Consider the following 22,591-nt stretch of genomic DNA (forward strand, 5'->3'; position numbering starts at 1 on the left):
TCGTTTCCGACTCTATCAGACTCTTTCGTGTCCGATTCCCGGTCGAAGCGGGTTTCGCTTTCCAGGTTTCCGCTTTCGCGTTTCCCTTTCCGGCGGGTCCGACTCTATCAGTGCTTTTCCGTCTCCCTGACCACTCGCAGTTTTGCCGATAAAGGCGCGCAACGAGACGCAAGGGTTCAAGATCAGTAATGAAGAGGAGGTGTCCCGTCCATCAGCCGTTCGCGAGATGTTCACACGAGGCGTCCTGGCGGGAGTCACGACAGTACAGGCCTGCTGGTGCCCAAGCAAATCGATTCAGGCGTATGGTCTAGTCCACCGGTCTAGTCCACTAGTCTCCGTGCCGAAGGACCGGCTCGGATCGGGACCAACATCGGGCGAATCCGAACATCTCGTGACTTATCCTTCTGAAGAGTACGCCGTTCGCGACAGGTAGTGACGGCGACACGAAGAAGCCCCACCCCTGGGAGGCCCCCATGACCAGCGTGACGTCCCCACTCGCCGGGACCGCCATCGGACTCGCGGCAGTGCCCGATCCGGTGTTCTCCGGCGCGATGGTGGGTCCGGGCACCGCTATCAAGCCGCTGCTGGAGCCCTCGGAGGCGGTGGCCCCCGTTGACGGTGTGGTCGTCTCCCTGCACCCGCACGCTTATGTAGTAGTCGACACTGACGGCCACGGTGTTCTGACGCACCTCGGGATCGACACCGTGCAGCTCAACGGCGAAGGCTTCGAGCTGCTCGTCAACAAGGGCGACACCGTGACGCGCGGCCAGGCCGTCATTCGCTGGAACCCTGCCGCGGTCGAGGCCGCGGGCAAGTCCTCCGTCTGCCCGATCGTGGCGCTAGAGGCCTCCGCCGAGTCCCTCTCCGACGTCGTCGAGTCCGGGGACGTCAAGGCGGAAGACGTTCTCTTCAGCTGGAAGTGATCTGTCCGCCCTGCACGGGCGAGTCGGACATCCATCGCGGCGGCGGGGCCGTCGCTCAATCGGAGACGGGTGAAATGGAGACAACGCTGCGAGGCGTCGGCGTGAGCCACGGTGTGGCGATCGGCGAGGTTCGGCACATGGGTACGGCGGTTCTCGAGCCGCCGGCCAAGCAGATCAACGCGGACGAGGCGGAGCGCGAACAGGGGCGCGCCCGTCAGGCCGTGAAGGCTGTATCGGCCGACCTGATCGCGCGCGGCCAGCTGGCCGGTGGCGAGGCCCAGCACGTGCTCGAGGCCCAGGCGATGATCGCCACGGACCCCGAGCTGATGGCGGACGTCGACCGGCGGATCGCCGTCGGCAGCACCGCCGAGCGCGGTGTGTACGACGCGTTCGCCGCCTACCGCGAGCTCCTCGCGGGGGCCGGCGAGTACATGGCGGGCCGGGTCGCCGACCTGGACGACGTGCGCAACCGCATCGTCGCGCGCCTGCTCGGCGTGCCGATGCCGGGTGTGCCGGACAGTGACGAGCCGTACGTTCTGATCGCGCGGGACCTTGCCCCCGCCGACACGGCGCTGCTCGACCCGGCGCTGGTACTCGGTTTCGTGACCGAGGAAGGTGGCCCGACCAGCCACAGCGCGATTCTCGCGCGGGCGCTGGGCGTGCCGGCCATCGTGGCGCTGCCGGGTGCCGGCGAGATCGCCGAGGGTACCCTCATCGCCGTCGACGGCAGCACGGGTGACCTGTTCGTGGACCCGTCGCCGGAGAAGCGGGCCGAGCTGGAGGCCGCAGCCGCCGAGCGCAAGGCCGCTCTTGCCGCGTCGTCCGGTCCGGGCGCGACCTCCGACGGCCACAAGGTGCCGCTGCTGGCCAACGTCGGTGGTCCGGCGGACGTGCCGGCGGCCGTCGAGGCCGGGGCCGAGGGTGTGGGCCTGTTCCGCACCGAGTTCCTGTTCCTGGACGACAGCAAGAAGGCGCCGTCCGAGGAGAAGCAGATCGAGTCGTACCGCAAGGTGCTCGAGGCCTTCCCCGAGGGCCGTGTGGTCGTGCGCGTGCTGGACGCCGGCGCCGACAAGCCGCTGGACTTCCTGACCCCGGCCGACGAGCCGAACCCGGCGCTCGGTGTGCGCGGTCTGCGCTCGCTGCTGGACCACCCGGACGTGCTGCGTACGCAGCTCACCGCGCTGGCCAAGGCCGCCGAGGGGCTGCCCGTCTACCTTGAGGTCATGGCCCCGATGGTGGCGGACCGGACCGACGCCAAGGCTTTCGCCGACGCCTGCCGCGAGGCCGGTCTGCAGGCGAAGTTCGGTGCGATGGTGGAGATCCCGTCGGCCGCGCTGCGGGCGCGCTCGATCCTGCAGGAGGTCGAGTTCCTGTCGCTGGGCACCAATGACCTCGCGCAGTACGCCTTCGCCGCCGACCGTCAGGTCGGTGCGGTATCGCGTCTGCAGGACCCCTGGCAGCCGGCGCTGCTCGACCTGATCGCCATGTCGGCCGACGCCGCCAGGGCCGAGGGCAAGAGCTGTGGCGTCTGTGGCGAGGCCGCTTCGGACCCGCTCCTGGCCTGTGTGCTGACGGGTCTGGGTGTCACCTCCCTTTCGATGGGTGCCGCTTCCATTCCTTACGTCCGGGCGACGCTGGCCAAGTACACGCTCGCGCAGTGCGAGCGTGCCGCGGCCGCGGCGCGTGCCGCGGACAGCGCCGAGGAGGCGCGCGTGGCCGCGCAGGCGGTGCTGTCCGGCGAGTAGCCGGATGGCGGTCGTGTTGTTGTCGTACGAGGGGCCTTCGCCGGTGGCGAGGGCCCCTCGGCCGTTTCCGGTGGGTGTCCCCCATTCGGCTCAGCGGTGCGGGCCCGGGTCGTCGACCTCGTACCCGGGGCAGTACTCGACGCCGGGCTCGGGGGCGACGGGCTCCCCGGTGTCGGCGTCCGTGCAGTAGGCGTTGAAGACGGCCGCCGCGGAGAGCGGGACCAGTCGGCCGCGGTCCAGGCGCCAGCCGTGCACCCGGTCCCGGTGGCCGTCGGTGCTGCGCAGCACCAGTCCCCCGGGGCCGCCGAGGGCGAGTCCCGCCGCGAGCACCGTCACGAAGTCGAGGCCCTCCCGGCCCTCGATCCGTGGCGGTCCCCCGGATTCCGGCGCCGCCTCGGCGTGCAGGACGGCGACGAGCTGTTCGGCTTCGGCGGGGACGCTGCACACCACGTGGTGCCGGCCCGGGCCGGCTCCCGCCACGAGGCGTTCGACCGCGTCGGCGGCCCGTTCGAAGGAGGCGTGGCCGATGTCCTCGCCGCAGTCCGCGCAGTTGCCGACGCCGGCGAGGAGTGTGGTGGCGTACTCCCAGGTGGCCTGCCGGACGGCCTCGTCGACGAGGAGCGGGACCAGTTCCTCGATGGGCTGGCCGGTGTAGGGCAGGCCCGTGCCCGATCCGGCCAGTTCGGCGGTGAAGTGGGTGCGGGCCTCGGCGGTGTCCGCGTCGAGGCCGTGTTCCGCGCAGTACTCGACGTACTCCTCGGGGTCGAAGAGGGCGACGGTGGTGTGGATGCCCTGGGCGGCCAGGGACCTCAGCAGGCCGTCCACGTGGTGGAGGTAGTCGGCGTAGTCGGCGTGGCTGTCGAAGGTGAAGCTGCGGTAGCCGCGCATGGCCGCGAAGTCCCCGGCGTCGGCCAGGAGGCCGACGGTGCTGGGGACTTCACGGCGCAGCCTGCGGCGCCTGCTGGTGTTGTCGTTCGAACGTGGCATGGCTCCCCCTGAGTGGCGCAATCACTTGCTCACTCACGGTAATCATGACCACTGACAGTGACCTCAGGCCTGGGTGCGGGTGCGGGCCAGCTCCTCGTAGAAGTGGAGCAGGTCGAGGTTGTCGACCGAGCCGGGGTTGACCGCCTTGGCCATGGGGGCGCCCTGGAGGAGGCGCTTGACCGGGACCTCGATGCGCTTGCCGGTGAGGGTGTGCGGGATGCCCGGGACCTCGATGATCTCGTCGGGGACGTGCCGCGGGGAGAGCTCCTCGCGGATGGTCGCCTTGATGCGGGTGCGCAGGTCCTCGTCCAGGGTCGCGCCGGGTGCGAGGTGGACGAAGAGCGGCATCCAGTAGCCGCCGTTCGGTTCCTCCAGGCCGATGACCAGGGATTCTTTGATCTCGGGGAGCCGCTCGACGGCCTCGTAGATGTCGGCGGAGCCCATCCGGACGCCCTGGCGGTTCAGGGTGGAGTCGGAGCGGCCGTGGATGACGACCGAGCCGTGGTCGGTGATCGTGATCCAGTCCCCGTGGCGCCAGACGCCGGGGAACATCTCGAAGTAGCTGTCGCGGTAGCGGCTGCCGTCCGGGTCGTTCCAGAAGCGGATCGGCATGGACGGCATGGGGTTGGTGACGATCAGCTCGCCGACCTCACCGACGACGGGCTTGCCCGACGGGTCCCAGGCCTGGAGGTCCGTGCCCAGGCAGGCGGCCTGGAGCTCGCCGATGTGGACCGGGAGGGTGGGGACGGCGCCGGCGAAGCAGCTGCATACGTCGGTGCCCCCGCTGACGGACGCGATCCAGAGGTCCTCGGCCACCTCGTCGTGCAGCCAGCGGAAGCCGTCGGGCGGGAGCGGGGAGCCGGTGGTGGCCACGCACTTCACCGTGGAGAGGTCGAAGTCCCGGGCGGGGTGGACCTCTGCCTTGCGGCAGGCCATGACGTACGCGGCGGAGGTGCCGTAGAGGGTGGCCCTGGTGCGTTCGGCGATGCGCCACTGGGCGCCGGTGTCGGGGTAGCCGGGGCTGCCGTCGTACAGGACCACGGTCGTTCCGGTGAGCAGGCCGGAGACGAGGAAGTTCCACATCATCCAGCCGGTGGAGGTGTACCAGAAGAACCGGTCCTCGGGGCCGAGGTCGCAGTGCAGGCCGAGCTGCTTGAGGTGTTCGAGGAGGATGCCGCCCTGGGACTGGACGATCGCCTTGGGCAGGCCGGTGGTGCCGGAGGAGTACAGCACCCAGAGCGGGTGGTCGAAGGGCACGGCCTCGAAGACGGGCTCGACATCGCCCGAGGTCAGGTCCGACCAGTTCAGGGTGGACTCGGGGGCCGGGGTGCCGAGCAGCGGGATGTGGACGACGGCGCGCAGCGAGGGGAGCTCCGCGCGGAGCTCGGCGACGGTGTCGCGGCGGTCGTGCTCCTTGCCGCCGTAGCGGTAGCCGTCGACGGTGAAGAGGACGACCGGCTCGACCTGCTGGAAGCGGTCGAGGACGCTGCGGGCCCCGAAGTCGGGGGCGCAGGAGGTCCAGACCGCGCCGACGGCGGCGGTGGCGAGGAGGGCGGTGACGGCCTCGGGGATGTTGGGCAGGTAGCCGCTGACCCGGTCGCCGGGGCGTACGCCGAGGGCGCGCAGCTCGGCTGCGAGCGCGCCGACCTGGCGGCGGAGCTCGGCCCAGGTGACGGGGGTGGGCTCGTGGGTCTCGTCCACGCACAGCAGGGCGGCGTCCGCGGCGCGGGCCGGGTCCTCGGCGGCGCGCAGGGCGTGCTCGGCGTAGTTGAGGGTGGCGCCGGGGAACCAGTGGGCGCCCGGCATGCCGCGGTCCGCGAGGACGGACTCGTACGGGGCGGTGAAGCGGACGTCGAACCACTCGGCGACGGCCTGCCAGAAGGTGTCGAGCGCGTCCACGGACCAGGCGTGCAGGGCCGGGTAGCCGCCGTCGGCCGGGGCTCCGTGGTGCTCTGCGGCCCAGGCCTGGAAGGCGGTGACGCGGGCCGCGGCGATCCGGTCGGGGCCCGGCGACCAGAGGGGTTCCGGCTGGGTGGCTGCGGTCATGGGTCGGCTCCCGGTCAGGTCTGCGGCTCGCGCGTGGTGTGCGGTGGGCGCCGTCGCACGATGGGTGTTCGCTCGGCGGCTCACAGGGACCATGCCACGTGATCCACCTCCGCACCAGAGGCCTCATGGACGGGTGAACGGAAGTTGAACGCAACCCGCTCGTCTGGCGGCAGATGGCAGGGTGAGCAGCATGAACGGTCGTGAGCTGGTGCGTGCGGTCAGGGACATCGGTACCGAGCGCGGGCGGCGCGCCTGGCGGTCGGCCTGGCGCAACCGGCGTACGGACGCGGCGGGGCTCCCGCGGCGGGGTGCGGAGCGGGCGCGCGTGCCGGGTCTGCTGAGCGGTACGGAGCCGCGGCCGGGCGGGGGCGTGCTGCGGTTCGCGCGCTCGGAGCTGCTGGTACGGGTCACGGTGGGCGGTGCGGTGTTCTGGGGCTGGGACGGGGCCGGGCCGACGCCCTCGTATGCGGTGGTGGACGGCGGGCCGGAGCCGGACCCGCGGGCCGTGCTGGAGCCGGACACCGGGGGCGGCTGGCGGGTGGTGTCGGAGCGGGTGACGGTCGCGGTGTCGCGGCACGGGGCGGTGGAGGTCCGGACGCCGGGCGGGACCGTACTGCGGCGGGAGCTGCCCCCGCGCTGGTGGGAACCGGCGCCGGCGGAGGCTCGGGACGGGGGCGGGGCCGAAGCGCGGGACGGCGACGGGAACCGGGGCGGGGGCGGCCGGGCGGACGGGGCCCGGTGGATGCAGCGGAGCGAGGTGCCGGCGGACGCCCGCTTCTTCGGGCTGGGCGGGCGGTCGGCCGGCCCGCGGCTGCGCGACGGGGAGTACCGCCTGTGGAACACGGACCCCAAGGGCGGCTTCGGCCCGGGGGACGATCCGCTGTACATCACCATGCCGGTGCAGCTGGTGGTCGCGGACGCGGGCACGCACCTGCTGTTCCACGACAACACCTGGGACGGCCGGGTGGCGTTGCGCGAGGGCGAGGAGGGCGCGGGCTCGGGTCCGGACCGGCCGGGGTCGTGCGAACTGCGCATGGAGGGCGGCCCGGTGCGGTGCTGGGTGCTGGTCGGGCCGCCGGCGCGGGTGTTGCAGGGCTGGTCGGCGCTGACGGGCGCGGCCGCCGTGCCGCCGGAGTGGGCGCTGGGGTACCAGCACGCGCGGTGGGGGTTCGGGAGCGCGGCGGAGGTGCGCCGGGTGGTGTCCGGGTACGCGTCGCGCGGGCTGGCCCTGTCGGCCCTGCACCTGGACATCGACCACTACCACGCGCACCGGGTGTTCACGGTGGACCGGGAGAGGTTCCCCGATCTTCCGGGGATGGCCGGGGAACTGGCGGCGCAGGGGGTGCGGCTCGTCTCCATCGTCGACCCGGCGGTGAAGACCGGGGACGCGGTGCACACCGCGGGCCTCTCGGTCGGCGCTCGCGGGGCCTTCGTACGGGACGCACGGGGGCGGGAGGTGCGGGGCGAGGTGTGGCCGGGCGAGTGCGCGTACCCGGACTTCACGGATCCGGCGGCGCGGGAGTGGTGGGGCGGGCTGTACGAGGAGCGCCTCGCGCAGGGGTTCTCCGGAGTCTGGCACGACATGAACGAGCCCGTCTCCTTCGCCGCCTTCGGGGATCCGACGCTCCCCCGCTCGGCGCGGCACGTGCTGGACGGGGCGGGCGGTGACCACCGGGCCGCGCACAACGTGTACGCGCTGGGCATGGCGCGGGCCGGCTGGGAGGGACTGGTGCGGCTGCGGCCGGGCGAGCGCCCGTTCCTGTTCTCGCGGTCGGGGTGGGCGGGGATGCAGCGGTACGGGGGCACCTGGTCCGGCGACGTGGAGTCCAGCTGGGAGGGGCTGCGGGCCTCGCTGGCGCTGGTCCTGGGGCTGGGGCTGTGCGGGGTGCCGTACTCGGGCCCGGACGTCGGCGGCTTCGGCGGCTCGCCGTCCCCGGAGCTGTACCTGCGCTGGTTGCAGCTCGGGGCGCACCTCCCGCTGTTCCGGACCCACTCGGCCATCTGGGCCGGGCGGCGGGAGCCGTGGGAGTTCGGGGCGGAGGCGGAGGAGCACGCCCGGGCCGTACTGGCGCAACGGGAGCGGCTGCGGCCGTACTTCGTGACGCTGGCCCACTTGGCCCGGCGGACCGGCGCCCCGTACGTGCGGCCGCTGTGGTGGGGGGCACCGGAGGACCGGGCGCTGCGGGACTGCGAGGACGCGTTCCTGCTGGGTGACGCGCTGCTGGTGGCCCCGGTGCTGGAGTGCGGGGCGGACCGGCGGGCGGTACGGCTGCCCCGGGGCCGGTGGTACGACACGGCGACGGGCACGGCGTACGAGGGCCCCGGGCAGGTGCTGCTGGACGCCCCGGTGGGCCGGATCCCGGTGCTGGCGCGGGCGGGGGCGGTGATCCCGGTGCGGTCGCCCGACGGCTCGGTGGCCCTGGAGGCGTGGGCGCCGGCGCGGGGGAGCACGGGCGGCGGGCTGGTGGTCCGGGACCCGGGGCCGGGCTTCGAGCCGGGCGAGGTCGAGCGGTACGCGGTGCGGTGGGCGGGGGACGCGGTGGTGGTGGAGACCGAGGCCGGCGAGGCGGCCGGCGACGTGGTGGTCCGGGGGCTGTAGGGAGTGTCGTCAAAGTGGCGTCGGCCGCCCGAAGGGCGGGGCCGGCGGGGCCTGGTGCGTGCGCTCGCAAGGCGGAGGAGGGAATCGACGCGGAGCGTCGGTGACCGACGACAACGCGGCGAGCGTGCGTGCCAGGCCCCGCCGGCCAGACGGGACTTTGACGACACGACCTAGGGCGGGCTCCAGCACGGCTCGGCCGTGGGTGTAGGTCCCCTATAGCGCGTGCGGGGAGGCTGGCGCCGGGGCGCGAACAGAGCCCCGCCCCCCCCTCAACCAGTGCGATCAGGGAGTCTGTGATGGTCTTAGCGAGCCCGGCGAGGCCGTATTCGGCGAGCCGGCGGATGTCACGACGATGGGACATGGCCCCCGGCTCGGAAGCCGTCGGCGCCTACCAGATGCTGACCGCGTGGGCCGTGCTGGTCGTCACGCAGCAATCGTCGGAGAGATCGCTCGCGGTGATCGGCATCGGTGCGGCGGCTGCCGTGGCGGTGGGTTTCCTGCACGGCACGCTGTTGGTGAAACCCCTGGCGCTGCTGGGGCGTTGGACGGCCCGTGTCACGGCGTGGCCGCGGGCGGTCGCGGTGGCGGCGATGCTGGCCCCGCTGTCGGCGGGGGTGGCGGCGGCCGTCGCGTGGTGGCTGCGGTCCCAGTCCGCGGCGACCTCGGTCGGCTTCCTGGAGGTCTGGGCGCTGACGGCGGCCGCCGCGGTGCTCCCCTTGGTCGCGGGGGCGGTCCTGCGCGGCCGTCCGGTGCCGGCGCGGGCCGTGTGGCGGCAGGGGGCGGTGATCGCCGGCGGTGTGGTGGGCGTGGTCACGATGATGACCTTCGTCATGGAGCTGCCCGTCTGAGGCGGCCGATCGCGGCGGTCGCTGCGGTCACGCCGTCCCGGCGGTCACGCCGTCGGGGCCGTCCTCCGTCACGCGTACTTGCCGTCGAACCATGCGGCCGCGGCCAGGGTGTGGAGCGGGAAGGCCAGTTCCTCCGGGCCCCGCAGGACGTGCCAGCCCGTCGTCTCGTCCGTGGGGACGGGCGGCGGGAGGGTGTCGGCCGGGCGCGGCGGCAGGAGCCCGAAGACGAGCAGGTGGCCCGCCGGGGAGCTGGCGGCGTCGGCCAGGGCGACCTCGGAGGCCGGGGCGTGGATGCCGGTCTCCTCGCGCAGTTCGCGGACGACCGCCTCGCGCCAGTCCTCGCCGAAGTCCACGAAGCCGCCCGGCAGGGCGATGCCGCCGAGGGCCGGTTCGATGGTGCGGGTGATGACCACGAGGCCGCCGCCCTGTTCGTCCTCGACCGGGAGGAGGGCGACCGCCACCGGGAGCGGGTTGCGGTAGGCGACCGCTCCGCAGGCGGTGCACGTACGGGGCCAGTCGAGCGTATCGAACAGTGCTCCGCAGGTGGAGCAGTGCGAGTCCTTCAGCTGTGCCGACATCCCGCGATGGTATGCCAAGGTGCATGCGGATGACGGCTGTTGTGACTCTGGTGGCGGCGCTGATGGCAACCCCGGGCGGTGCGGCGCCCGCGCCGGGTTTCGTGGCCCTGGCGGAGGTGGATCCCACCGTCGGGCAGGACATCAGATACGCCACAGCCGACAATTTCACCGGCGGCGTGGCGGACGGGTACGACGAGCCCGTGTGCCTGCTCGCCCGGCCGGCCGCCGAGGCCCTGCGGCGTGCGCAGCGGGAGCTGTCCCGGCGCGGGTACTCGCTCACGGTGTACGACTGCTACCGGCCGCAGCGCGCGGTGGACCGCTTCGTACGGTGGGCGCAGGACCCGGAGGACGGGGGCACCAAGGTGCGGTTCCATCCGCGGGTGGCCAAGGACCGGCTGATTCCCGACGGGTACATCGCCGCGAAGTCCGGGCACAGCCGCGGGAGCACCCTGGATGTGACCCTCACGGATCCGCTGTCCGGGCAGCCGCTCGACATGGGGACCCCCTTCGACTTCTTCGATCCGCTTTCCCACACCGACAGCCCCCTGATCGGGGCGGCGGCCCGGGTCCACCGGCAGACGCTCAAGCGGGCCCTGGGCGAGCAGGGCTTCGTCAACCTCCCCGAGGAGTGGTGGCACTTCACGTACAAGCCGGAGGCGTTCCCGGACACGTACTTCGACTTTCCCGTCTCTGTCGGCGCGGAGCAGCGCTGAGTACCGTGCCCGCATGACTTTCAGTTCGTACGAGGAATTCTGGCCCTATTACGTCGCCATGCACTCCCGCGCCGCCACCCGCTGGATCCATCTGACCGGCACCCTCACGGGTCTCGCCGTCACGGCCTACGGGCTGGCGCGCGGCCGCAAGCGCTATCTGGCCGCGCTCCCTCTGATCGGGTACGGGACCGCCTGGCCCGCGCACTTCCTGATCGAGGGGAACAACCCGGCCACCTTCGGCAATCCGGGCTGGTCGCTGCGCGGGGACGCGCAGATGATCCGGATGATGCTGACCGGGCGGGACGCGGAGCTGGACGAGATCGCGCGGAAGTGGCTCGCCGAGAACCGGTGACCGGCGTCCGCCTCCCGTGGCAGACTTCTGACGCATCGTCAGATACCGCTGCCCGGGAGGGGTCTTGGAACGCACACGCACACCCGTCGTGAGCGGGTGGTTCACCGATACGGGAGCGGAGGGCGGCTTCCGGCTGCTCGGCACCCGCTGCTCCGCCTGCGCGGCGGTGTTCTTCCCCCGCGAGGACGCGTACTGCCGCAATCCGCACTGCCCCGGCGGCGGGGAGCTCGCCGAGGTGCCGCTGTCCCCGCGCGGCCGGGTCTGGTCCTACACCGACGGGCGCTACCGGCCGCCCGCGCCGTACGTATCGGACCCGGACGCGCCCTGGGAGCCGTACACCCTGCTCGCGGTGGAGCTGGAGGCCGAGGGGATGGTCGTACTCGGCCAGGGCGCGCCGGGGGTGACGCTCGCCGATCTGGCGGTCGGCATGGAGGTCGAGGTGGCGGGCGGCGTGCTGAACGAGGACGCCGCCACCGGAACGACCTATCTGACCTGGCAGTTCAAGCCGGTGGGAGGCCAGTCGTGAGCGCCGACATCGCGGTCCTCGGGGCCGGAATGCACCCCTGGGGCAAATGGGGCCGCAGTTTCGTCGAGTACGGGCGGGCCGCCGCCCGCACGGCGCTGGCCGATGCGGGGCTGGAGTGGACCGACGTCCAGTCCGTCGTGGGCGCCGACACCGTCCGCTGCGGATATCCGGGCTACGTGGCCGGCGCGACCTTCGCCCAGGCCCTCGGCTGGCAGGGCGCCCGGGTGACCAGCGTGTACGCGGCCTGCGCCTCCGGAGCCCAGGCCATCGGCGCGGCTCGGGCCCAGATCCTGGCGGGGCTGGCCGACGTGGTCCTGGTGGTCGGGGCGGACTCGGCGCCCAAGGGCTTCTTCGCCCCGGCGGGCGGGGACCGGCCCGACGACCCGGACTGGCTGCGGTTCCGGGTGCTGGGGGCCACCAACCCGGCGTACTTCGCGCTCTACGCCCGCCGCCGCATGGCCCTGTACGGGGACACCGGCGAAGACTTCGCGCAGGTCAAGGTGAAGAACGCGGCCGCCGGGGCGCTCAACCCGCACGCCCGCTACCGCAAGACGGTGACGGCCGAGGAGGTCGCGGCCTCGGCGGTCGTCGCCGATCCGCTGCGGCTGCTCGACATCTGCGCCACCTCCGACGGGGGCGCGGCGCTCGTCCTGTCCAGCATGGACTTCGCGCGCTCGCGCGGGCACGGCGACCCGGTGCGGATCCGGGCCGTGTCCACGGTGACGCCGACGTATCCCCGTACGACCCTGGACCTGCCGGACATCGCCACCGACTCGGTGACCGGGGCGGGGCCGGCGCCCGGCTCCTTCCGGGCCCCCGGCTCCTTCCGGGCGTCGATCGCCCGCGCCGCGTACGAGGAGGCGGGACTCGGGCCGGACGACCTCTCGCTGGCGGAGGTGTACGACCTGTCCACCGCTCTGGAACTGGAGTGGTACGAGGACATAGGCCTGTGCGGGGAGGGCGAGGGAGCCAAACTCGTCCGGGAGGGCGCGACTGCCCTCGGCGGCCGGATCCCCGTCAACACCAGTGGCGGGCTGGCCTCGTTCGGCGAGGCGGTACCGGCGCAGGCGATCGCCCAGGTCTGCGAGCTGACCTGGCAGCTGCGGGGCACGGCCGGCGCCCGGCAGGTCCCGGGGGCGCGGGCCGGGATCACCGCGAACCAGGGGCTGTTCGGGCACGGGTCGGCGGTCGTCGCGGTGCGCTGAGCAGGGGCTACCGACGGGTGTTGTCCGAACGCTTGACGGCCCCCTGCGGCAGGTTCACACTCGCTCCACAGTCCCGCGCGGCGACCGGGACCCCGAAACCCCCCATGAGAGCTGCGGCCCGTACCCCAGTCGGCGGGGGTACGGGCCGCCTCCGTGCCGGGACCCTTTCTCAGGCCCCCGCCGTCAGGCTCTGGCGGCGGGCCCGCGCCACTGACATCGCGTGCTCCACGACCCCCACCAGTACGTCCTTCACGGACTCCCGGTCCCGCGCGTCGCACAGCAGCACCGGCACCCCGGGGTCGAGGTCCAGCGCCTCCCGTACGGTCACCACGGGGTGGCGGTCGGCGCCGTCGAAGCAGTTGACCGCGACGACGAAGGGGATCTCCCGCCGCTCGAAGTAGTCGACGGCGGCGAAGCAGTCGGCCAGGCGGCGGGTGTCGGCGAGGACCACGGCGCCGAGCGCGCCCTGGGCCAGCTCGTCCCACAGGAACCAGAACCGGTCCTGCCCGGGCGTGCCGAACAGGTACAGCACCAGGTCCTCGCGCAGCGTGATGCGCCCGAAGTCCATGGCCACGGTCGTGGTGCTCTTGCCCTCCACTCCCCCGGTGTCGTCGATTCCGATGCCCGGCTCCGAGAGCCGTTCCTCGGTACGCAGCGGTCTGATTTCGCTCACCGCACTGACCAGGGTGGTCTTGCCCACCCCGAAACCGCCCGCGACCAGGATCTTCAGGGTCAGCGGCTCGACCGGCGAGACGGCATGCATCGCGCCGGTGCGGCTAGAGCGCCCGAAGGCCATCGATCACCTCACGCAGAATGGATTCATCGGGCAGTTCGGCCGGCGGTACCGGCCGGGTCACATGGACCAGTTCGTCGTCGACCAGGTCGCCGATCAGGACCCGTACGACCCCGACCGCGAGGTCGAGTTCGGCCGCGAGTTCCGCGACCGACTGGGGCCGATCCCGGCACAGCCCCAGGATGTGGGCGTGTTCCGGGGACAGGGTCATGTCCCAGACCGGGTCGTCGGCCGCCGGTTCGGCGACGACGAGCGCGATCAGGTCGAGCCGGTGCTGGCCCGCATGGCTGGTCCGGCCACGCGTCATCGCGTAGGGGCGTACGACGGGACCCGCTTCGTCGTCGAACCAGCTCGGGTGGGCCCCTTCGGGGTGATCGGCGGGATGGTCCTGGCCTGGGTCGCTCATGCCGTCCGACTCACCCTCCGGCTGGCAGCCCGGTGCGCGGGGCGGTCGCCAGGTGGTCACCGACGCGCTTGACCATGAGCGTCATCTCGTACGCGACCTGGCCGACGTCCGAGTCGGCGTCGGAGAGCACGGCCAGGCAGCTGCCGTCGCCGGCCGCCATGACGAAGAGGAACGCCTCGTCCAGCTCCACCACGGTCTGGCGGACCTGCCCGGACTCGAAGTGCCGGCCGACTCCCTTGGCCAGGCTGTGGAAACCGGAGGCCACGGCCGCCAGGTGCTCGCTGTCCTCCCGGGTCAGATCCCTGGAGGTGCCCGTGGGCAGGCCGTCACCGGAGAGGACCACCGCCTTGCGGATGCTGCCGACCTTGTCGACGAGCTCGTCGAGGAGCCAGTTGAGCGGGCCGGAGCCGCGGCTCCTGCTGTCGTTTCCGGTCTGCGGTGCGGTCATCGACCGTCCCCCTCGTTCTCGTATCCGGGACCGGCGGTGGCGGAGGTGCCTGCCCCGGTTCCGGACTGCTGTGCGTGCTGGTTGCGGCCCGCGGTCCAGCCGCGCTGGAGTGCGGACATGCGCGTACGTACGTCCTCGGCGTCGCGGTCGGCCACCGGTTCGGCGGCGGCTTCGGCGGACCCGGGCGCCGGTGCGTTCTTCAGCTGGGGCGCGAGGCTGGCCTGGCGGACCCGGCGGGGCAGGCTCCCCGCGCCCGGTCTCGGCTGCGGAGCGGGCTCGGGCTGCGGGGCCGGGGAGGCCGGGCGGGGCTCCACGCGGCGGCCGTGCTCGGCGACCAGGGTCGGGGTGGGGCGGCGGCGCGGGAGCGGCACGGCTCCCTTGCCGCGGGAGCCTTCGGCGCGGCCCTGGTCCGGGCGGGGCGCCTCGACGCGGACGGGGCCGGTGGGGGCCAGGGGCTCCCGGTCCCGGTCGCGGTCGCGGATGCCGCCGCGGTCGCCCTTCCAGGCTCCGCCGCGCTCCGGGTGCCGCTCGCCGAGGTGCGGGCGGTCCGCCGGGCGCAGGCCCAGCAGGGCGCTGCGCGGGGTGCCGCCGGGCGGGGTCTCGTCGTCGAGGGTGGCCATGGCGGGCCGGCCCGGGGCCGCGGTGAGTCCCGCGATGCCGGCGGGGGCGTCGTTCAGCGCGGCCGGGTCGTCGAGGCCCTCGATCCCCTCCAGGCCGTCCAGCCCGAGCACACCGAGCGGGGCCTCCAGCTCGACGGGGCCGCGCAGTTCGGTGCCGGCCGGGAGCTGGCGGCCCGGGGCCGCCTGCGGGGTGCCGGCCGACGCGGGGCGCGCGGAGCCTGCCGCCGCCAGGGCCGCGGTGCCCGCCCGGCCGCCCTTGCCGATCTTGCCGGCCCTGGCGCCCTGGCCGCCCTGGCCGCCGTTCAGCTTGATGCCGGAGCCGTTGGTCTCGGGAGCCTCCGTCAGCAGCGCCACGGGGAGGAAGACCACCGCGGTGGTGCCTCCGTACGGGCTGTGCTGGAGGACGACCTTGACGCCGTGGCGCTGCGCGAGGCGGCTGACGACGAAGAGCCCGAGGCGGTCGGTGTCGGAGAGCTCGAACTCGGGGGTCTCGGCGAGCCGGAGGTTCGCGTCGAGGAGCGCGTCCGGGTTCATGCCGAGCCCGCGGTCGTGGATCTCCAGGGTGAAGCCGTTGGCGACGCGCTCGCCGTGCACCTGGACCGCCGTGTGCGGCGGGGAGAACACGGTGGCGTTCTCCAGGAGTTCGGCGACGAGGTGGGTGACGTCCGCGACGGCCGGGCCGCCTATGCCCAGGCGCGGCAGGCGGCGTACCTCGATGCGCTCGTAGTCCTCGACCTCGGCGACGGCGGCCCGTACGACGTCCATCAGCTGGACGGGCTTGCGCCACTGGCGGGAGGGCGCGGCGCCGGAGAGGATCACCAGGCCCTCGGCGTGGCGGCGCATGCGGGTGGTCATGTGGTCGAGGCGGAAGAGGTCGGCGAGCTCCTCGGTGTCCTCGGTACGCCGCTCCATGGTGTCGAGCAGGGTCAGCTGGCGGTGCAGCAGGACCTGGTTGCGGCGGGCCAGGTTGACGAACACCTCGGAAACACCGCGACGCAGCTCCGCCTGCTTGACGGCGGCCTCGATGGCCGCGCGCTGGAGGCTGTTGAGGGCCTGGCCGACCTGGCCGACCTCGTCCCTCTCGTACTCCAGGCGCGGGGCCTCGGTCTCCACGTCCACGTGCTCGCCGGCCGCGAGGCGGCGCATGACGGCGGGCAGCCGGACGCCGGAGACCTCGTGGGCCTCCTTGCGCAGCCGGGAGAGGTCGCGGACCAGGTCGCGGCCGATGCGCACGGACAGGACGAGGGAGACGACGAGGGCGATGAAACCCAGGATGCCGGCGACGGCGGCCTGCACGAGGACGTCCATGGCCACGGGCTCGACGCGCTTCTGGTAGCGGTCGCCGGCCGCGGTGCCCATGGTGGCGAGGTCTTCGAGGACCTTGTTCGCGGCCTCGTCCCACTGGGCGGCGGTGGCGCTGCGCGGGTTCTTCACCGCGCCGGCCGAGATGAAGCGTTCCTCCACGTCTCGCAGGGCCTTGGTCTCGGGGCTGTTCCAGTACTGCTCGAACTGCACCCGGTCGGCGGAGGGGAGGATCGCGAGGTTGAACTCGTAGAGAAGTCGGCGGTTGGCCGCGAAGTCCGCCACCTGGCGGACGTCGGTGGCGCTCGCGTTGCGGGCGGCGAGGGCGGCCGCGATGACGGCGTCCTCGCGCGAGAGCATCTCGCGGGCCCGGGTGATGCCGACGAGGGCCCGGCCCTGCTTGTCCATCTCCACGTCCTCCAGGGCGTGGAGGTTCATCAGGAACTCGTAGCAGGGGTCGACGAGCCGGCTGTAGAGCTCCAGGGCCTGGCCGGGGTCGATCAGGTTCTTGTCGACGGAGCTGCGCAGCGCGCCGATGCCGTGGAACGCGTCGAGGATGGAGCGCAGACGCTGCTCCGCGTCCGCGCTGAGCTCCTCGCGGACCTTGGGGTCCTTGGCGTCCTCGGTCATCTTCCCGACGAGCGCGTCGGTGGCGGCGCGGCGCTTGGCGAGTTCGACGGTGGCGGTCGAGGCCGGCGGGTCGCCGAGGACCACGAGGGTCTGGCGGCGCTCCTTCTGGATGACGCGGACGACGTCCTCGATGGGGTAGCCGACCTTCTCGATGACGTAGGCGACGTCGAGGAGTTGGACGGCCTGGCGGCCGGTGATGAATGTCGCGAAGCCCCACAGGGCGGTCAGGGAGACGAGCGGCACAAGGAGCAACGCCACGATCTTCCGGCGGATGGACTTCCCGCGAAAGCGCATGGCCTCCCCAGCCTCCCCCAGCTCAACCCCGTTGTCGGGGGTCGGTGTTCCGTCACTTAAACGGCGTGAGCCTACTACTGCCACGGACCGGCTTCGAAGGCGTGTCCGGACGTTTTCGGCCGGACCCCCGGGCATAGATCACGAGTTGTCCGACACATCCGGTCAAGTGCCGCCCGGTATGTGGCAGATGACACCTGGTGAGGCGTCGGTTCCCGCAATCGGATGGATGGCTGGAATTCTTCGTTCCGCGACAGTCGGGAACGATACGGATGTCCGCGATGCGGGAATCTCCCCGCGGTGGCGAACGTCTACCTGTTCGAGGGGGCTCGTCGGGGTAGACGTGTTCTGGTGGGCATGACCCGCCGCGCGGAGGGGAGGGAGCGGACCATGGGGTTGTACGAGGAGGCCGGCGCGCGATCCGGCGCACCGGGGCGGGGTCTTTGGGTGGAGGAGCCGGCCCGCAGGCGGCGGATGCCGGACCCGGTGCGGGCGTCCGCGGTGCGGGCGGTGCTGATCGTGGCCGTGACGCTGACCGAGGCCACGATCACCTTCTTCCTCACGCTCACCGGGTCCTGGCTGGCCTTCCCGATGGCCGTCGGCGGGGTGGCCGGCACCGTGGTGGCCACCTGGGGGGTGCTGGACGTACTGATCACCCGGCAGATGTGGAACCAGCGGTACGGGGTCCTGTCGGAGCCGAGCAGCACGGCGCGGGGCCGCCGGCGCGAGGAGCGCCGGGCCCGCCGCGGGGCGCGGCGGGCCGAGCGCGCCGGCGCGGGCCGAATACGGCGGCACGAGGGCAGCCTTCCGGCGCCCGGCCGGCGGTAGGGGGACGCGCCTGGCGCCGGGCGGCCCGCTGCCGGGCGGACGGTCGGCGTCAGCTCCGGCGGAACATGCGCGTCGCCGTGATCTCGCCGTGGATCGTCTCCGCCTCCGGGGACTGCTGGGGCAGGCCCGGGCGCAGGTGCTCCTCGACGCTGATGTACTTCAGTCCCGCCCGCAGGTCGGCGTCGTTGCGCAGTCGGATGACCAGCGGGAACTCCGCGAGGGCCGTGGTGTCGAAGAGCCCCGTCGTGTACAGCAGCTGGACGCCGAGCGCGTCCGAGACGGCCCGCTGGAGCTCCAGCAGGTAGGTGGCGTTCGCGCGGCCGATCGGATTGTCCAGGAACAGCGTCCCCGCGTGCCGGTGCTTGTCCCGGCCGCGGTCGTTGCTGCGCAGCGCCGCCATGGTGCAGTACAGCGCGATCGCGGCGGTCAGCAGCTGCCCGCCGGAGAAGACGTCGCCCATCTGGCCGACCGGCACCCGCTCGGCGCGCAGCACCGCGTCCGGCTTGAGGATCTCCACCGAGATGCCCTTGGGCTCCAGCGCCGCCTGGACACCGCGCAGCAGCAGGGACATGCCGTCGCGGCGGCCCTCGCCGAAGGAGGCCGTGCTGTTCTTCTTCACCGCTGCGCGGGTCGCCTCGTCGATGACCTCGCCGAGCCGCTCCGTGAGGGTGGCCTGGTCGGGTTCCTCGAAGCGGATGCGCAGGAACTCCTGGCCCGACCACTCCCCCAGCCCCTCGGGGAGCTGGGAGAGCCGCTGGGCGGAGCGCAGGGTGGCCAGCGCCGACTCCACCAGCCCGCGCAGCCGGTCGACGATGCTGTCGCGGTTGCGCTCCAGCTGGGCCAGTTCGTCGGTGAGGACGCGCAGCCGGGGGGCGAAGGCCGCCGCCCAGGACGCCGCGTGCTCGGGCAGGGCGGAGGCGGGCAGTTCGCGGATCTGCTGGCGAGCGGGGGTGCGTACCTGCTCGTAGCGGTTGGCGTTGGCGTGCCGGACCAGGATGTCGGAGGCCTCGCGGACCGCGGCCTCGGCGGCGGAGAGGTCGGCGGCGCAGCCGCGCAGCGAGCGGCGGGCCTCGGTGGCCGACTGGCGGGCCTCCTCCAGGGTGCCCGGATGGGCCACCGGCTCCTGCTCGTCCTCCTGGTGGGTGTGGTCGCGCAGCAGGTCCCGCAGCATGGCCGCGGTCTCGTCGAAGCCCCCGGCGCCGTCCTCTGCGGTGCGGTGGGCGCGCAGCAGGTCGGCGTGGGCCGCGCGGGCGCCCTCCACGGCCGCGGTGTGGGCGGCGAGCTGGGCGGTGGCGGTCCGCAGGAGGGCCTGCGCCTGCTCGACGTCCCCCGGGATCAGCTCCTCGGGCAGCTCGGTGTGCGCCTCGCCCGCCGCGGGGGCATGGCGTTCCGCCTCACCGCGGAGCCGGCCGAGCTGCTCGCTCGCGGTGGACGCACGGGTCTCCAGCATCTGTACGAGGGACTCGGCGCGGGCGGCCGCCGCCTGTCGGGAGGGGCCGTCGGCGCCGTCGGTGCCTTCGAGGAGCTGGGCGGCCCGGGTGCGGACCTTGTTGGTGAGCCGGTCGAGTTCGGCGAGGGCCGCACTCTCGTCGCTCTCGGCGCGGGCCTGCTCGGCGCGCAGGTCGGCGCCGACACCGACCTTCTCGTAGAGCTGGGAGGCGGCGCGGTAGGCCTCGCGCAGGTCGGGGAGGGGAGCCTTGGGGGCCCCGTCGGCCTCGGGCAGGGGCTCGGGGGCGCCCGCGATCTCGGCGCGCTCGGCCCGCAGGGCGCGGGCGGTGCGGCGGGCGTCGTCGGCGGCGCGCTGCGCGGCGCGGCGGTCCTCGTCGGCGGCGCGGGCCCGGTCCAGGCACACCTCGGCGCGGGCCTCGGACTCGGCGGCGTCATCGGCGAGTTCGCGGAGCTTGGCCTGCCAGCCGGCGCGCTCGCGCAGGCGGAAGGCGAGGCCCGCGAGGGCGTCGGCGACGCGGCGGGCGCGCTGGGCGGAGTCTTGGCGCTCCTCGCGGACCCTGGCTGCGTCGGCGGCGGCCTCGTCGGCCTCGGCGCGTACGGTACGGGCCTCCGCGAGCTCGGCGTCGGCCTCCTCGGCGAACGTACGGGCGGCCGCGGCCTGCTCCGCGAGCTCGGCGAGGCGGCCGGGCGGGCAGCCGGTGCGCCAGGAGGTGAGGCGGGCGGCGAGCTCCCGGTCACCGGAGAGCCGGGCGGCCAGGTCCCGGATCTCGGTGTCGCGGGCGGTCGCGCGGGAGCGCAGGGCCTGGCGCTCCTCGTCGGCGGCGCCCTCGTCGTGCATGGCCGGGTTCGGCGGAACGATGAAGATGCCGGACGCGGCGGCGGAGCCGTCCGCCGCCGGCACGGGCGCCAGCAGCGCGGCGGCAGTGCCCACCGCGACCGTGGAGCGGGGCAGCAGGGCCGCGCCGGAGAGCACCTCGCGGGCGCGGGCGTGCGTGTCGGGGTCGGTGATGACGACGCCGTCGACGAGTTCGGGGCGGGCCGCGAGCACGGCGGCGTGGTCGGCGGGGGCCACGGACTGGGCGAGGTAGCGCCAGCCGGGCAGGGCGGGGATGCCGTGTTCGCCGAGGTACTCGACGGTGGCGAGGACGTCCGGGCCGGGCGGCAGCAGCCCGCCGTCGCCTAGGGCGCCGAGGATGCGGGAGTCGTCGGCGGCCGCGGTGCGCAGGTCGAACAGCTGGCGTTCGGCCGAGCCGACTGCGTCGGTCAGCAGTCGGCGGAGGTCGTCGGCGTTCCGGTCGAGGTCCTCGACGGTGAGCCAGCCGGCCGGGGTGGCGCTGCGGGCCGCGCCGGCCGCGCCGGTCGACGTAGCGTCTTCGTCTGCGCGCGGGGCCGGGACCGGGGCGTCGGGGGCGTCCGGGAGGCCCAGCAGGGCCGCCAGGCGGGGGGATTCGGCGAGGGAGGCGGCGGCGCGGCGTTCCGCGTCGTGGGCGGCTTCGGCCGCGTCGGCGGCGTCCGCGGCGCGGGCGGCGGTGAGTTCGGCGCGGGATTCCGCGGCGGCGGCCTCTCGGGCGGCCTCGGAGGCCGTGCGCGCGGCCTCGCGGGACTCGTCCCAGGCGGCCACGGCGGTCTTCTCGGCGTCACTGGCGGCCAGGGCTGCGCGGGCCGGATCGGCGTCGGGGGCGGTGTCGTCGAGCCAGCCGGCCCGTACAGCCTCGGCGGTCTCCTGCTGGACCTCCGCGAGGCGGGCCCGCAGGTGCTCGGCCTCGCTGCGGGCGCGCTGGGCGGCCGTGGCGGCGGCGGTGGCGTCGCGGTGGGCGGCTTCGCCGGCGGCCTGCAGCCCGGCGGAACGCTCCTCCTCCTCGTTGGCCGCCCGCTCACCGTGCTCGGCGGCGGTGTGCAGGGCCCGTACCAACTCGGTGGCGGCGGTGGCGCGCGCGGCGAGCGCGGGGGCGGCGTCCCGCTCGGCCTCCAGGATGGCGGCGGCGACCCGGGCGGAGCGGTCGGCGGCGGCGCGGTGGCGCAGCACGTTCTCGGCGGCCTGCCAGGCGGCGTGCAGGGTGCGGGCTTCGAGGAGCTCGCGGCGCTGGGCGGCGGCGGCCTTGTCGGCGACGGTCAGGGCCAGCGAGGCGTGCCGGTAGGCCAGTTCGGCGGAGACGGCGGCGCTGCGGGCCCGCGCGGACTCGGCGGCGGTGACCTCGTGGGCGGCGCCGGTGACCCGCTGCGCGAGGTCGGCGGCGCGGCCGCGCTCCTCGCCGGCGCGGGCGGACAGCCGCCGGGCCAGGGTGCGCGTACGCCGTTCCGCGCCGGCGTGCACGTCGCGCAGCCGGGCGCGGGCCTGGGCGGCCTCGACGATGCGGGTCAGCAGGTCCACCGAGCCGGCGGTGAACTCCCGCTCGGCCATCAGCTCGGCGCGGCGGCCGAGCTTGTTGCCGAAGCCGTGGACGAGGTCGGCGAGGCCGTCGGTGTCGCGGGTGTCGGTGACGGCCCGCAGCAGCAGGTCGGTGAAGTCGGAGTCCTTCTTGACCGCGAAGAGGCCGGCGGCCTCGCCCTCGTCGGCGTTCATCTCGCGCTGGTAGCGGAAGAGTTCCGGGTCGAGGCCGAGCTCGGTGAGGTGCTCGTTCCAGCGGTCGTGGATCTCCTCGAAGTACACCTCCAGGTGCGGGTACGCCTTGCCGGCCTCGGTGAGGGCGTCGCGGAAGCCCTTCATCGTGCGGCGGCGGCCCTGGGCGCCCGAGGCGCCCTCGACGGGCGGGCGCACCGAGGTGGCCTCGGCGACGGGGAGGTTGTCCAGGCTCAGGCCCGGGCCGGGGCGGAAGGAGTACCAGGCCTCGGCGAACTTGCGCGGGTCGTTGGAGACCTGGCGGCCGCGCCATTCGCTGACCTTGCCCACGACCACGCACTCGCCGGTCTGGGTGTGCTGCCACTCCAGGGCCACGTGGCCGCAGTCGTCGGCGAGCAGGAACTTGCGCAGCACGCCGGAGCTGGCGCCGCCGAGGGTGTTGCGGTGTCCGGGGAGCATGACCGAGAAGATCAGCTTGAGCAGGACGGACTTGCCTCCGCCGTTCTCCAGGAAGAGCACGCCCGCGGGCGCCGGGCGGCGCGGCGGGCCGGTCGGCTCGTCCTCGAAGAACTCCGCCTGGGTGGGCGCCGGGTGGGGCACCGGCTCGCCGACTCCGCGCAGGTCGAGCACGGTGTCGGCGTAGCGCGCACCGGCGGGCCCGATGGAGTAGAGGCGGATCCGGGACAGCTCGTACATGGCGGCGGACTCTCGTGGTCTTTCGTAGGTCGTACGGGGACGGGGA

Annotated in this window: 17 protein-coding genes; 9 read left to right on the plus strand and 8 right to left on the minus strand. The window is 73.8% G+C overall.

Going from position 1 to position 22,591, the window contains the following annotated elements; genetic code table 11:
- The first annotated feature begins 473 nt into the window (after positions 1-473).
- Positions 474-923: a PTS sugar transporter subunit IIA gene (locus ACZ7GJ_RS16155; RefSeq protein WP_470752173.1), complete on the plus strand. Its 450-nt coding sequence runs from the start codon at positions 474-476 to the stop codon at positions 921-923.
- A gap of 74 nt (positions 924-997) precedes the next feature.
- Positions 998-2,668 (plus strand): phosphoenolpyruvate--protein phosphotransferase, encoded by a 1,671-nt coding sequence (ptsP, locus tag ACZ7GJ_RS16160; protein WP_470752174.1) that lies wholly within the window; start codon positions 998-1,000, stop codon positions 2,666-2,668.
- A 90-nt stretch (positions 2,669-2,758) separates the two neighbouring features.
- Here the strand turns inward: ptsP and ACZ7GJ_RS16165 are convergent, their stop codons facing one another.
- Both ACZ7GJ_RS16165 and ACZ7GJ_RS16170 read right to left on the minus strand, forming a co-directional pair.
- Positions 2,759-3,655: a hypothetical protein gene (locus ACZ7GJ_RS16165; protein WP_470752176.1), complete on the minus strand. Its 897-nt coding sequence runs from the start codon at positions 3,653-3,655 to the stop codon at positions 2,759-2,761.
- 63 nt (positions 3,656-3,718) lie between these two features.
- A complete protein-coding gene (locus ACZ7GJ_RS16170) occupies positions 3,719-5,701 on the minus strand; it encodes an acetoacetate--CoA ligase (protein WP_470752177.1) in 1,983 nt (660 codons plus the stop codon).
- A gap of 190 nt (positions 5,702-5,891) precedes the next feature.
- On the opposite strand from ACZ7GJ_RS16170, the gene ACZ7GJ_RS16175 reads away from it, so the two are divergent.
- On the plus strand, positions 5,892-8,300 hold the full coding sequence (locus ACZ7GJ_RS16175) for a glycoside hydrolase family 31 protein (protein ID WP_470752179.1): 2,409 nt from the start codon (positions 5,892-5,894) through the stop codon (positions 8,298-8,300).
- Positions 8,301-8,641: 341 nt separating this feature from the next.
- Complete coding sequence (locus ACZ7GJ_RS16180) at positions 8,642-9,148, plus strand: hypothetical protein (RefSeq protein ID WP_470752181.1); 507 nt, start codon at positions 8,642-8,644, stop codon at positions 9,146-9,148.
- A gap of 68 nt (positions 9,149-9,216) precedes the next feature.
- Here ACZ7GJ_RS16180 and ACZ7GJ_RS16185 read toward each other — a convergent pair whose 3' ends face one another.
- Positions 9,217-9,726, minus strand: a complete 510-nt coding sequence (locus tag ACZ7GJ_RS16185) for an NUDIX domain-containing protein (protein WP_470752182.1) — start codon at positions 9,724-9,726, stop codon at positions 9,217-9,219.
- A 29-nt stretch (positions 9,727-9,755) separates the two neighbouring features.
- Between ACZ7GJ_RS16185 and ACZ7GJ_RS16190 the strand changes: the two genes are divergently transcribed.
- The 4 genes from ACZ7GJ_RS16190 (at position 9,756) to ACZ7GJ_RS16205 (ending at position 12,522) form a co-directional block, all read left to right on the plus strand.
- Positions 9,756-10,439 carry a M15 family metallopeptidase gene (locus tag ACZ7GJ_RS16190; protein WP_470752184.1) on the plus strand — a complete coding sequence of 228 codons (684 nt, stop codon included), beginning with the start codon at positions 9,756-9,758 and terminating at the stop codon, positions 10,437-10,439.
- Between the two features lie 13 nt (positions 10,440-10,452).
- A complete protein-coding gene (locus ACZ7GJ_RS16195) occupies positions 10,453-10,791 on the plus strand; it encodes an Mpo1-like protein (RefSeq protein ID WP_470752185.1) in 339 nt (112 codons plus the stop codon).
- Positions 10,792-10,855: 64 nt separating this feature from the next.
- A complete protein-coding gene (locus ACZ7GJ_RS16200) occupies positions 10,856-11,317 on the plus strand; it encodes a Zn-ribbon domain-containing OB-fold protein (protein ID WP_470752186.1) in 462 nt (153 codons plus the stop codon).
- Positions 11,314-12,522: a lipid-transfer protein gene (locus ACZ7GJ_RS16205; RefSeq protein ID WP_470752187.1), complete on the plus strand. Its 1,209-nt coding sequence runs from the start codon at positions 11,314-11,316 to the stop codon at positions 12,520-12,522. Before ACZ7GJ_RS16200 ends, ACZ7GJ_RS16205 begins: the two co-directional genes overlap by 4 nt.
- 169 nt (positions 12,523-12,691) lie before the next feature.
- On the opposite strand, the gene ACZ7GJ_RS16210 is transcribed toward ACZ7GJ_RS16205, so the two are convergent.
- From ACZ7GJ_RS16210 to ACZ7GJ_RS16225, 4 genes are read right to left on the minus strand one after another with little or no spacing between them, the layout of a single operon-like run.
- Positions 12,692-13,318: a GTP-binding protein gene (locus ACZ7GJ_RS16210; RefSeq protein WP_365927569.1), complete on the minus strand. Its 627-nt coding sequence runs from the start codon at positions 13,316-13,318 to the stop codon at positions 12,692-12,694.
- The gene (locus tag ACZ7GJ_RS16215) at positions 13,299-13,721 is read right to left on the minus strand and encodes a DUF742 domain-containing protein (RefSeq protein ID WP_470752188.1); all 423 of its coding nucleotides are present in this window, start codon (positions 13,719-13,721) and stop codon (positions 13,299-13,301) included. The genes ACZ7GJ_RS16210 and ACZ7GJ_RS16215 overlap by 20 nt, the downstream gene beginning before the upstream one ends.
- A 10-nt stretch (positions 13,722-13,731) precedes the next feature.
- A complete protein-coding gene (locus ACZ7GJ_RS16220) occupies positions 13,732-14,169 on the minus strand; it encodes a roadblock/LC7 domain-containing protein (RefSeq protein WP_365927572.1) in 438 nt (145 codons plus the stop codon).
- Positions 14,166-17,015: a sensor histidine kinase gene (locus ACZ7GJ_RS16225; protein WP_470752189.1), complete on the minus strand. Its 2,850-nt coding sequence runs from the start codon at positions 17,013-17,015 to the stop codon at positions 14,166-14,168. Before ACZ7GJ_RS16225 ends, ACZ7GJ_RS16220 begins: the two co-directional genes overlap by 4 nt.
- Before the next feature lie 387 nt (positions 17,016-17,402).
- Here ACZ7GJ_RS16225 and ACZ7GJ_RS16230 point away from each other — a divergent pair, with 387 nt between their 5' ends.
- Positions 17,403-17,840 carry a hypothetical protein gene (locus tag ACZ7GJ_RS16230; protein WP_470752190.1) on the plus strand — a complete coding sequence of 146 codons (438 nt, stop codon included), beginning with the start codon at positions 17,403-17,405 and terminating at the stop codon, positions 17,838-17,840.
- A gap of 49 nt (positions 17,841-17,889) precedes the next feature.
- On the opposite strand, the gene ACZ7GJ_RS16235 is transcribed toward ACZ7GJ_RS16230, so the two are convergent.
- Positions 17,890-22,545 carry a hypothetical protein gene (locus ACZ7GJ_RS16235; RefSeq protein ID WP_470752191.1) on the minus strand — a complete coding sequence of 1,552 codons (4,656 nt, stop codon included), beginning with the start codon at positions 22,543-22,545 and terminating at the stop codon, positions 17,890-17,892.
- Positions 22,546-22,591 lie beyond the last annotated feature (46 nt).

Source organism: Streptomyces sp. NPDC037242, assembly GCF_055604165.1.

Coding starts and splice junctions, on each gene's coding strand:
- ACZ7GJ_RS16190 (WP_470752184.1), top strand. CDS start 9,756: ATGACGGCTGTTGTGACTCTGGTGGCGGCGCTGATGGCAACCCCGGGC.
- ACZ7GJ_RS16195 (WP_470752185.1), top strand. CDS start 10,453: ATGACTTTCAGTTCGTACGAGGAATTCTGGCCCTATTACGTCGCCATG.
- ACZ7GJ_RS16165 (WP_470752176.1), bottom strand. CDS start 3,655: ATGCCACGTTCGAACGACAACACCAGCAGGCGCCGCAGGCTGCGCCGT.
- ACZ7GJ_RS16175 (WP_470752179.1), top strand. CDS start 5,892: ATGAACGGTCGTGAGCTGGTGCGTGCGGTCAGGGACATCGGTACCGAG.
- ACZ7GJ_RS16155 (WP_470752173.1), top strand. CDS start 474: ATGACCAGCGTGACGTCCCCACTCGCCGGGACCGCCATCGGACTCGCG.
- ACZ7GJ_RS16210 (WP_365927569.1), bottom strand. CDS start 13,318: ATGGCCTTCGGGCGCTCTAGCCGCACCGGCGCGATGCATGCCGTCTCG.
- ACZ7GJ_RS16180 (WP_470752181.1), top strand. CDS start 8,642: ATGTCACGACGATGGGACATGGCCCCCGGCTCGGAAGCCGTCGGCGCC.
- ACZ7GJ_RS16235 (WP_470752191.1), bottom strand. CDS start 22,545: ATGTACGAGCTGTCCCGGATCCGCCTCTACTCCATCGGGCCCGCCGGT.
- ptsP (WP_470752174.1), top strand. CDS start 998: ATGGAGACAACGCTGCGAGGCGTCGGCGTGAGCCACGGTGTGGCGATC.
- ACZ7GJ_RS16220 (WP_365927572.1), bottom strand. CDS start 14,169: ATGACCGCACCGCAGACCGGAAACGACAGCAGGAGCCGCGGCTCCGGC.
- ACZ7GJ_RS16170 (WP_470752177.1), bottom strand. CDS start 5,701: ATGACCGCAGCCACCCAGCCGGAACCCCTCTGGTCGCCGGGCCCCGAC.
- ACZ7GJ_RS16215 (WP_470752188.1), bottom strand. CDS start 13,721: ATGAGCGACCCAGGCCAGGACCATCCCGCCGATCACCCCGAAGGGGCC.
- ACZ7GJ_RS16225 (WP_470752189.1), bottom strand. CDS start 17,015: ATGCGCTTTCGCGGGAAGTCCATCCGCCGGAAGATCGTGGCGTTGCTC.
- ACZ7GJ_RS16230 (WP_470752190.1), top strand. CDS start 17,403: ATGGGGTTGTACGAGGAGGCCGGCGCGCGATCCGGCGCACCGGGGCGG.
- ACZ7GJ_RS16185 (WP_470752182.1), bottom strand. CDS start 9,726: ATGTCGGCACAGCTGAAGGACTCGCACTGCTCCACCTGCGGAGCACTG.